General features: G+C 35.9%; 11 protein-coding genes and 1 pseudogene. All 12 read right to left on the reverse strand.

All coding sequences use genetic code 11. From position 1 onward, the window contains the following. Nucleotides 1-57: 57 nt before the first annotated feature. On the reverse strand, nt 58-1011 hold the full coding sequence (locus ENL20_03460; protein HHE37615.1) for a radical SAM protein: 954 nt from the start codon (nt 1009-1011) through the stop codon (nt 58-60). Between the two features lie 17 nt (nt 1012-1028). Continuing rightward, nucleotides 1029-1229, reverse strand: a complete 201-nt coding sequence (locus ENL20_03465) for a uracil-DNA glycosylase (GenBank protein ID HHE37616.1) — start codon at nt 1227-1229, stop codon at nt 1029-1031. A 1-nt stretch (nt 1230) separates the two neighbouring features. Beyond that, nucleotides 1231-2394: a pyridoxal phosphate-dependent aminotransferase gene (locus ENL20_03470; GenBank protein ID HHE37617.1), complete on the reverse strand. Its 1164-nt coding sequence runs from the start codon at nt 2392-2394 to the stop codon at nt 1231-1233. A gap of 112 nt (nt 2395-2506) precedes the next feature. Continuing rightward, nucleotides 2507-3058 carry a uracil-DNA glycosylase gene (locus tag ENL20_03475; GenBank protein HHE37618.1) on the reverse strand — a complete coding sequence of 184 codons (552 nt, stop codon included), beginning with the start codon at nt 3056-3058 and terminating at the stop codon, nt 2507-2509. A gap of 6 nt (nt 3059-3064) precedes the next feature. Continuing rightward, complete coding sequence (locus tag ENL20_03480; protein ID HHE37619.1) at nt 3065-3733, reverse strand: MBL fold metallo-hydrolase; 669 nt, start codon at nt 3731-3733, stop codon at nt 3065-3067. Between the two features lies 1 nt (nt 3734). Further along, nucleotides 3735-4469: an NAD-dependent deacylase gene (locus ENL20_03485; protein ID HHE37620.1), complete on the reverse strand. Its 735-nt coding sequence runs from the start codon at nt 4467-4469 to the stop codon at nt 3735-3737. 63 nt (nt 4470-4532) lie between these two features. Next, entirely contained in the window at nt 4533-6701 is a 2169-nt protein-coding gene (locus ENL20_03490) for an oxidoreductase (GenBank protein HHE37621.1), read from the reverse strand. Then, nucleotides 6698-7351: a class I SAM-dependent methyltransferase gene (locus ENL20_03495; protein HHE37622.1), complete on the reverse strand. Its 654-nt coding sequence runs from the start codon at nt 7349-7351 to the stop codon at nt 6698-6700. The genes ENL20_03490 and ENL20_03495 overlap by 4 nt, the downstream gene beginning before the upstream one ends. Nucleotides 7352-7695: 344 nt before the next feature. Next, on the reverse strand, nt 7696-7929 hold the full coding sequence (locus tag ENL20_03500) for a hypothetical protein (GenBank protein HHE37623.1): 234 nt from the start codon (nt 7927-7929) through the stop codon (nt 7696-7698). 48 nt (nt 7930-7977) lie between these two features. Further along, nucleotides 7978-8133 (reverse strand): annotated as a pseudogene (locus ENL20_03505) (ferredoxin). 17 nt (nt 8134-8150) lie between these two features. Next, on the reverse strand, nt 8151-9515 hold the full coding sequence (locus tag ENL20_03510; GenBank protein HHE37624.1) for a pyridine nucleotide-disulfide oxidoreductase: 1365 nt from the start codon (nt 9513-9515) through the stop codon (nt 8151-8153). Nucleotides 9516-9692: 177 nt separating this feature from the next. Then, the coding region (locus ENL20_03515; GenBank protein HHE37625.1) for a class I SAM-dependent methyltransferase at nt 9693-10330 on the reverse strand (638 nt) is incomplete at its 5' end.

The raw sequence follows: 10330 nt of genomic DNA on the forward strand, positions 1-10330 counted from the left end.
TAATATCTATCTTTTACAAAACCTTCAAGGTTTAGCAAACCTTGAAGGTTTTAAAATTCACAAATTTGTATTTTCATTATTGATTTTGAAAAAAATACCTCTTTCTTTCCTCTCGGATGTAATCACATTATAATCAATTAATTCGCTCAAGTATTTATTCAATTCATTCAGATGAATATTTAAGATTTCAGAAAGTTCCGTGTCTGTGCAAGGTCGTCTCTTGATTGTTTCCAATATCTGGTCGGCAATATTCTGGTTAAAACTTTGAATTTTTTTCCTGTTTTCCGGTTTGGAAATAATTTCAACTGGAATAGGTTTAAAAAAATCGCATATTTCTTCCAATTTTTTTCTGGAAACAGACTGCACCCAACTTTCCGTTCCGGGTCTATCAAGAGTGTTCAATTGAACTAAATCCGGTTTAATTTTTTGAATTTCATCTTTTAATAAAATCAATTCTTCTCTGGTATCGTTCATATTTGGAACCAAGAAAATTTCCAGATAGATTTTACCTTTGAATTCCTTCCTTAATTTTATCAGACCTTCAATAATTTGATTTATGTTCAGGTTCTTATTAGGACGATTTATTTTCAGGAAGGATAATTCGGACACAGCATCTAAAGAAGGAAGAAGAACATCAGCTCGAGACACTTCATCGCGAACTTCTTTATCCCAGAAAAGAGTTCCGTTAGTGATCACAGCAACTTTGTATTGCGGATAATTATCCTTGATGAAAGTTATGACTTGTCCCAAACCACTGTTCAAAGTCGGTTCTCCCTGACCTGAAAAAGTGATGAAATCAAGTTCAGGTTTCTGGTTTAGATAATTTTTAAGTTCATCTATCACTTCATCAACAGGAATATATCCATTTCTTTCAATAGTTAGATTTGTAGTTCTTCCGACTTCACAATAAACGCAGTTCAAACTGCAGACTTTATGCGGGACAAGATCAACTCCGAGAGAAATTCCCAATCTGCGAGAGGGAACGGGACCAAATAAATATTTCATTTTTATCCTTTATTACTTTCTTTTTACCGTAAATTCTCATCTATCGTTCCATCCGGCAGCATCTTATCCGGATGATAAATTCCATTTTCTTCTTTTTGATAACGAATACATTTTTCCCAACTACCAAAGCAATATTTTTCCACCCATTTTTTATCCAATTTTCCTTTTTCCAGAAAATATTTCATAGGGCAACAATAATACCATCTGCATTCTTTCTGCTTCATATTATCTCTTTCCGAAATAATCCTCCATTCTGTCAAATGCTTTGTTGATCATACTTTCCGGAACGCAAAAGGAAAGCCGGATATGACTTTCTCCGGTAGGACCAAAGGCAATACCCGGAGTTGTGGAAACTTTTGCTTTCTGCAATAATTTTTTACTGAATTCAATCGAATCCTTTCCCTGCTCACCCAGAATTTTTGGAAACATTAAATATGACCCTTCCGGTTTTACATATTCGAATATTTCGTTGAGAGCATCGAGCCGTTCACACATCAAATTTCTTGTTTTCAGATAATGTTCCCTGAATTCAGATATGCAATCTTGAGAACCTTTTAAAGCACCGATCGCTGCATATTGAGAAACAACGGGAGCACAAATCGCGAATGGAATATGTGCTTTTTTGATTTGGGGAATTATTTCCTCGTCAGCGTGTAAATAACCTATTCTCCAACCTGTCATTGCATAAGATTTTGTGAAAGTGAAACAACTGATAACATTTTTCTTCATTTCAGGAATGGAAGCAATGCTAAAGTGCTTTTTAGCATCAAAAACAAAATATTCGTAAGCCTCATCAGTGATGACCATCAAGTTATTTTCCAGAGCAATTTCTGCAATTTGACGGAGTTTTTCTTCTAGGAAAACTGTTCCGGTCGGATTGCTGGGACTACAGTATAAAATCGCTTTAGTTCTGGAAGTTACAGCATTTTTAATAGCATCGATATCCAAAGCGAAATTTTCTTCTTCGAGAAGTGGAACTAACACCGGTTTTCCGGATGCGATCCGAACCTGACGAATATGAGTCGAATAAGTGGGAGTAGGCAAGATCACTTCGTCACCGGGATCGATGGTTGCCATCACAGCCGCAGCAAGACCTTCGATCGCTCCGACAGTTAGCAGCAATTCCGAAATATTCGTTTCGATATTATTATCGCGTTTCAGTTTTTTCACGATTTCTTCTCTTAATTCCGGTAAACCGTCATTTTGGGAATATCCGCCGGTCAAACCTTTCTTGATGGCGGAAATTGCTGCTTCATTGATATGTTCCGGTGTTCCGGAAGTTGGTTTTGCCCACGATAAAAAAGCAACATCATCGTATTGCTTGGATAATCTGGTCATCTCGTGAATGGCAGATTTTTTGATTTGTTTTACTCGATTTGAAATATGCATTTGGGATTTCCTCCTTTTAACTCACCCTAATCCTCTCTTGAAAAGAGAGGGAACAAAAAAAAGAAATAAAAAATTCATTTTTTATTTCCCCTTCTTTTCTCAAGAGAAGGGGTTAGGGGATGAGTTTCTTCAATTTTTTATAATTTTTCACAGTACTTTCAAAAAATTCCTGATGATAAAGTAAAGATGCAGGATGAGATAAAGGGAAAATAATGCGGTTTTTTACAGGAAACGATTTTCCGATTTTCAAGGAAAATTCTTTTTTTGTGAAGGGATTCAATTCATATTTTGCAAACAGATATTTAGTTGCATAATAGCCGAGAGGAACCAATATTTCTGGATTTACTTCCAAAATTTCCTTTTCCAAATATCCGGAGCAGGCAGTAATTTCTCTTTGTTTTGGTCTTCGATTTTGGGGAAGATTACATTTTATCAGATTAGTTATATATATTTCTTCTCGTGAGATTTGTGCATTCTGTAACAATTTATCGAGCATCTTGCCGGAAGGACCGATGAACATTTTATTTTCTTTATCCTCCAATTCTCCCGGTGCTTGAGCAATCAACATAATATCAGCATCTTTGTCACCTTCTCCAAAGATTACATTTGTCCTTGTTTTGCTTAATTCACAAAGTTGGCAGTTTAACAATTCTTTAATATCCATACTTTTTCAGAATTCAATGATCGTTCCAACTCCACCCTTAATGAACTTTTCCGGAAAGAGTCTTTCAATTTTATCTATATGTCGGGTGCAATGAGTAGGACAGACTTTCTCGATATTTCGCAAAACTTCAAACTCATTAAATCCGTGCAATCCCCCTATGATCGCATAAATATTTCCAAGACCAGAAAAAGAATCGATGATTTCAGTAAATTCAAGTAGCGTTTCGATTATTCTTCTCACTCCAGGATGTCCGCAACCAACGATCAGAACTAATCCTTTTTCTGTATTAATTGACAAAGATTGTTCCCGTTTTCCTAATTCTCCGGTTGTAAAAATGTTATCATAAATTTCTGTGGGTTTGCGGTAATATTTCACTTTATTAGGATATCTGATTCCGCGAAAGGAGATGGGATTATGAATCACTGCTTTCTGATTCAAATCTAGAATATGTGAGAGTCCGCCGATATGATCAAAATCAGGATGAGAAATCACAACATCATCAATTTTTTCCGGATCGATATTTAGATTGATCAAATTTTCCAATAAGATTCTTCCATTCCCGCCTGTATCGAATAAAATTTTTCTGTCATTGAATTCTATAAAACAGGAAAATCCCCAATCTGCAATTAAATCATTTCTGATGGAAGTATTATCATAAACGATTGTAATTTTCATCTTACTTTTCCTCCAGATATTTCAATAACTTACTCATTACTTCAGTTGCTTTTCCTCTTAAAAAAACATCGGTAATCGTGTTTGTATAATTAGATGATTGGATGTTTACTTCGATGATTTTTACATTATTCCTTTTCGCTTGAATGGGAATCAGTGATGCAGGCATAATTTCACCGGTTGTTCCGATCAGCAGGAAAACATCTGCTTTTTCAGTTTCCAGAAAGGAATTTGTTCTTGCCGGTTCGGGAATCGGTTCTCCGAAAAAGACGAAATCAGGTTTGAGGACATTTCTACAATAATCGCATTTTGGAGGTAAATTGGAAAAATCAGTTTTCTCTGCTGAATGAATTTTCCCGCAATTAATACAGATCAAATCTCTGGAATTACCGTGAAATTCATAAACTTCATTGCTCCCTGCCTGTTGATGAAGATTATCAATGTTTTGAGTTATAATCGCTTTTATATATTCCTTTTTTTCCATTTCAGCCAGAGCAAAATGAGCCGCATTCGGTTCTGCTTTTCCAAAGAAATCATAGAAAATTTCCTTGATCAATTTCCAGGATTTTAACGGATTTTGCTGAAAATAACTGATGTCTAAAAATATCGGATCGAATTTGCTCCATAAACCATTTTTCCCACGAAAGGGAGGAATTCCGCTTTCTACGGAAATTCCTGCTCCGGTGAAGGCAGTGATGTGTTTTGCATTTTTAATGAGTTCAGCAGCCTTTTCAATCATTTAGAATTTCTTTTCTCAAGATTTCGATTTTCTCTTTTCAACTTGGCAAGTTGAGTTACGATTCTACAATTTCATTGCTAATTGATATCCGGCCTTGATCGCATCTTGGGCATCACCGACTTCTTTCGCATCGCCGATCAGATAGAGCGGCACTTTACCTTTTAACTTTTCTTCAAGAGGATTGTAACTTCTCATACCTGTGGAAACTACGATCAAATCTATATCCTCGAATTTTATAGATTCTCCGTTCCTTTCAGCATAAACTGTTTTTCCTTCTATTTTTTTGATATGAGTATGATCACTGAAAACGGTTTGATTTTTTTTCATAATAGCGAGCGAAAGTTTTTTGGAGATCATTTCCATATCTTCACCAAAATCAGTCGTTCGTTTTACAATCGTAACTTTATTGTTTTTAGGAATTAAAGCGGTAGCAATATCGACGCCAATCAAACCTCCTCCAACAATCAGAACATTCTTATTTTCGGGTAAATATTCTTTCAAAAGGATATCTGCCCAGAAAAATTTATCTAATCCTTCAATTTTCGGAACAGCAGGTTTAGAACCGGTTGCCAATATTACGGTATCATATTTCGCAATATCTTCAAAATTCGTAATTTCTTTGAAAATAACATTCACTCCCATAGATTTCAACTCGCTCTTAAAAAATGGAATCAATTTTTCCATTGATTTTTTATGAGGAGTAAGTGGAGCATAGATAAATTGACCTCCTAAATTATCCTTTTCATAAAGGTCAACTTCGTGTCCTCGTTTTTTCAGAACAATTGCGGCTTCCATTCCGGCAAGTCCAGCTCCGACAACCGCGATTTTTTTAGATTTCTCGGCTTTGGTAATTAACTCACTTTCTTTACCAACAGCGGGATTAACCAGACATTGTAAACCTTTACCCGATTTCACTCCTCCCAGACAACCTTCGGCACAAGCCAGACAAGGAGCAATACTTCCTTTTACTTTTCCCAAATATTTTCCCACAAAATCAGGATCAGTAACCAGCGCTCTTCCCACTGCAAGATAATCCGCCATTTGTTCACGATTTATCTTTTCAATATCTTTAAATTCATTGATTTGACCAACTGCGATGACTGGAACATCGACATTTTCTTTAATTTTTTTTGCCATATCCCAAGTTTTTCCTTTAGGAACGAACATATGCTGGAAATACCAGGGTGGAGTCGAACAAACAGTTCCAGCAGAAACATGCAAAGCAGCAATTCCATTTTCTTGCAGAATCTTGGAGAATTTGATCATCTCGGGAAGTTTGATTCCGTTTTCAGTCATTTCATCTCCGCTTAAACGAGCAATCACGGGAATTTTTACAGTTTGTTTTACTGCTCTTAAAATTTCGAGCGGAAATCTGATCCTGTTTTCAAAACTTCCACCGTATTCATCTGTTCTGTCATTCACAGCCAGTGAAATGAATTGAGCCAAAAGATAGCCGTGACCGAATTGTAATTCGATAAAATCAAAATTTGATTCTTCCGCTCTCACAGCCGCATCAACAAATAATTTTATAACATCTTTGAAATTTTCTTTTTCTAATTTTTTCGGATTTGCACCACTGTTTTTACAAGCACAATTGGTGGAAGAAACAAAATAATTCCCAGGGATTTTGGGATTTGCCATTCTTCCCGGATGATTCAAATGAGCAATTACTTTTGTTCCATTTTCGTGGATCAATTCTGTTAGTTTCTGCAGACCTTCGAGTTTGTCATCATTATCGATTCCTAATTGAGTTGGAATTTCTCTCAAGCCTTTATCGATGTATAAAGGTTCGGGAATGACAGCCCCTAAAAATTTGATTCTCTCCTGATAAAAAGCAAGATGACGATCATTGATTTTTCCATCTTTGCTATAACCGAGTTTGATGGGTGCAAAGATAAATTGATTTTTTAAATCTAACATTTTTCCTCCAATTAAATTTTTTAGAGAATCAGAAATTTCTCCCTTCTCAAAAATGAGTTTCATTCCTCTTTTTTCTATCCTTTCAATTCCTTTTTTTCCAATCTTATGAGAAATTATAATATCACAATCGCTTATTATCTTATACACATCAAGAGTTTTTAAAGGTTGCAAAGTTTTTTCAAAAGGATTATTTCTTTTTTCGAGAAATCTGATTTTATTGTTTATAATCTCATAAATATGAAATTCTTTTGCTCTTCCCAACATTTGTAAGAAAATATTCTTTCCGTCGTTTGTGGGAATCGCAATTTTCATTTCTTCGCTCCGAGCAATCTGACATATTTATGGAAAAAAAGATGTTCCGCAAATTCTTTGAATCCCTTTTCCGTCAAAATTTGTTTCCAATCTTTCTCGATAAAATCAAAAGCATACGGACATTCGATGATCTGGAACGGAATTTTGAGGAAGAAAGGCATTTTTTTCAAATCGAATTCATTATAGTCCAGAATAAAAAATGATCCACCCGGTTTCAAAGCCCGGAAAGCGTTATGAATAACAATATTACGAACCGGCTGCGGAAGACCGTGCAACACGAAAGAGATGAAGACTTTATCGAATTCCTTGTTGAAATCGAGCGGTTCGTCGATGCGTTTTTTTAGAACTTCCGCATTTTCAAAACGCTTTGTTTTTTTCTCAAATTGAGCAATCATATCATCAGAAACATCCAGCCCGACAATTTCTCCTTCTTTGGAAAGAAACTGCCGCATCAAAAGTGCGTTTCTCCCGCTTCCTGCACCGAAATCAAGGATTCTGTCCGCTGGCTTGATATCCATTTTCAAGATTGCATTTCGAATAAAAAACGGATAAGTTCCCAGTGTGGCAATATCCAAAATGCGGTCGTAATATCTGGCAGCAAAATCGTGGATTTCAACTTTCGATTCAGGATAATATTTTTTTTTGTTCATAATTTTTATATTTACCATCCCTGAAGAGATTATTTGAAAAGTCTATTTTGTTGATCTTTAACAACTCGATTTCTCAACTTGGCAAGTTGAGTTACACTTTTCCCATAAACTTTAAAATTACAGGTTATTGATTTCTTATTTAGTGTCTGAACGAAAACTCCGAAACCTTGCGAATGGTCGCAGATCTTCGCAATGGTTGAACTAAAATACCGACCATTACGGAGGTTTCGCAAGCTCAACCATCCGTAAGGTCTTGAAAACAATACTTTTCGTTCGAGCACTATTTCCCAATTCCGATTTTGAATCAGAGAACAATAACAAACAAGAATGTATGTTTTACACAATTAGTATCTCTTCAAAACCGAATTACATTTCGGACAGCGAGTTTCGTAACACGGAACACCTCTTTGATGCGGTTCTTTATAGCCGCAACTCGGACAGACACAATATCCGCCTTGTCCCCGACCCAAACCTTGATTTCTTCCTCGTCCGCCGCCTCTGCCTGAACCAGATCCTTGTCCGTTACCTCGACCGTAACTGCGATAAGATCCTCCGGTACTTTCTCTCGATTCGGGAATGATTTCTTCCTTTGCTTTTGATTCGGCATTTTTTTCATTATCTGTGATAATTGCTCCCACCGGACAAGCAGCAGCAGCTTCCTCTATACAATCGGCATTTTCATCGATGATTTCAGCAATCGCATTATCTATTATAAAACCGGTTGGACAGATATTAACGCAAACACCACATCCAATGCATTTTTCTTTGTCTATTTTGGTCATTTTATTATTTCCTTTTTTTATATTATTTGTTGTCTTATCTTCTCAATAGCCATTTCTGCCGCCTTTATCAGAGCATATTTCGTGGGAGCCGTGGTTAAAAGCGGATGCGTTCCGATTTGATAAGATATCAGTTCATATACAGTTACTTCTTTCTGAATGGCTAAACCAACAACATTGATCAGTTCCCCAACTGATTTTCCACCATACATTTCTGCACCGATAATTATGCCATTACGAGGTGAAACTATCAATTTGGTCATTATTTTTTTTGCATCTTTTATAGTTCCCGGATGTCTATCTACATCTTCGAATTTACCTGTAACATAATCTATATTTGCATATTTTGCGCTTTGTTCGATCGCTCCTGCTGAAGCAAATACAGTTCCACCAATTTCGGTTGAGAATACGGAAAGAGTTCCCACAAAATTTCGGAGAAGTTTGATCGCAAAGAGGTTATATCCTAAAATTCTTGCTTCTGCCGTAGCAGTGGAAGCAAGCATTATACTATCGGTTCTGCCGGTTACAAAACCGATTGTTTGTGAACAATCTCCAACCGCAAAAATATTCTGCTTGCGAGTACGCAGATAATTATCACATCTTATTGCTCCATTATGATTAATTTCCAAACCAACTTTTCGGGCTAATTCCGTATTCGGTTTATAACCAATTGCTACAATAACAAGATCTGCTTTCAGTACTAAACCATTTGTCAGTTTTACCGCTTCTACTTTTCCTTTTTCACCAATAATCTCTTCAATTTTATTGTCTGTATATAGGTGAATTTTTGCTTTTCCAATAACCTCGTTTGCCTTTGCTGCCACTTCTTCGGAGAAAGCACGAAATAGACAGAATTTTTCCATTTCTATGAGAGAAACATTCTTATCTTCATATTTGGCAAGTTGTTCGGCTATTTCCACTCCAATGAATCCACCGCCGATGATTACAATATTTTCAGCTTTATCGGTTTTAGATTTTAAAGCATCAATGTAATCGTAACTTTTTTTTATGTATTCCACTCCTTCCAGATCGTAACCTTTAATAAAAGTAGGAATATTGGGATAAGAACCGGTAGCAAAAACTAATTTTTCGTAGGAAAATTCTTTGCCTTCAGCGGTTTCCAGAGTATTATTTTCAAGATCGATATTGATAACGCTATCGATTAAAATTTCACCTCCAGCCTTAATAAAAGGATCGGAATTCGTGGCATTCTGGGAAATATCTTTCAGGTCGTGAAAAATGTAAGGAATTCCACAAGGAACCAGCCCTTTTTCTTCTTTTTTAATAATTAAGAAACTTTTATCAGGATTTTGTTTCTTACCCGTTACTCCGGTGATTAATCCGGAAGGTCCACCACCAATGATGATCACATCAAAATATTTCAATTGTTACCTCTTTCTTTCTTCAAACAGAAAACAATTTTTTATTATGCTTACTTTTTTATTTTTAACTTTTTCATCTGCTTTGATTTTAGTTCCAATTGTGCATCGCATCTCTGAATGTAAATCCATTAATATACAGAACATTCGGATGTCCGGCAACTGCCGGACAATCAGAAGTTCTTAAGCACTCACTTTCTTTGATTTAATAACAACAAAACTGCCTTTTCCATAGCCTGTTAATGTTTCCTGAACTTGATTGATTTCGTTCAATTTTCCAAAAACTGTCTGATAAGTTTTTTTTATTGTGAATCCTGTTTTCTCGAGCAATTCATAAACTTCTTTGGTGCCAAAAAAATTCGCATCCTGATAAAACAGACTCTCATTTTTATGTTCTAAATAAAATTTACCTATAGGACTTTTTTTATCTACGAATCCGATTATCAGATGACCATTTTGTTTGAGAATTCGATGAGCTTCCTGGAAAGTTCTGTAAATATCATCCACGAAACAGATCGTAGTTACCATCAAAGCGAAATCCCGGCTTGCATCCGGATAAGGTAAATCTTCCGCAACAGCATTGATAACTTTGAGATTTCTCTCTCTTGCTTTTTTTCGCATTTTGGATGAAGGTTCTATTCCTTCCACAATGCCGAGAGGTTTTGCAAAAAGTCCGCTCCCGATTCCTATTTCAATACCTTTTTTATTTTCAGGAATGGCTTTTTGCACTGCCTGCAATTCCGATTTATAGACAAATTCATTGATAATGAACCACTTCTCATATTCATTTAGATTTTCATCAAATACTTTTGTTTTTGCCA

It is taken from the genome of Candidatus Cloacimonadota bacterium, from assembly GCA_011372345.1.
In the GTDB taxonomy this organism is placed as follows: domain Bacteria; phylum Cloacimonadota; class Cloacimonadia; order Cloacimonadales; family TCS61; genus DRTC01.

Excerpts from the sequence above, each read along its gene's own strand:
- ENL20_03465 (HHE37616.1), bottom strand. The coding sequence starts at position 1,229 with ATGAAGCAGAAAGAATGCAGATGGTATTATTGTTGCCCTATGAAATAT.
- ENL20_03470 (HHE37617.1), bottom strand. The coding sequence starts at position 2,394 with ATGCATATTTCAAATCGAGTAAAACAAATCAAAAAATCTGCCATTCAC.
- ENL20_03475 (HHE37618.1), bottom strand. The coding sequence starts at position 3,058 with ATGGATATTAAAGAATTGTTAAACTGCCAACTTTGTGAATTAAGCAAA.
- ENL20_03480 (HHE37619.1), bottom strand. The coding sequence starts at position 3,733 with ATGAAAATTACAATCGTTTATGATAATACTTCCATCAGAAATGATTTA.
- ENL20_03485 (HHE37620.1), bottom strand. The coding sequence starts at position 4,469 with ATGATTGAAAAGGCTGCTGAACTCATTAAAAATGCAAAACACATCACT.
- ENL20_03490 (HHE37621.1), bottom strand. The coding sequence starts at position 6,701 with ATGAAAATTGCGATTCCCACAAACGACGGAAAGAATATTTTCTTACAA.
- ENL20_03495 (HHE37622.1), bottom strand. The coding sequence starts at position 7,351 with ATGAACAAAAAAAAATATTATCCTGAATCGAAAGTTGAAATCCACGAT.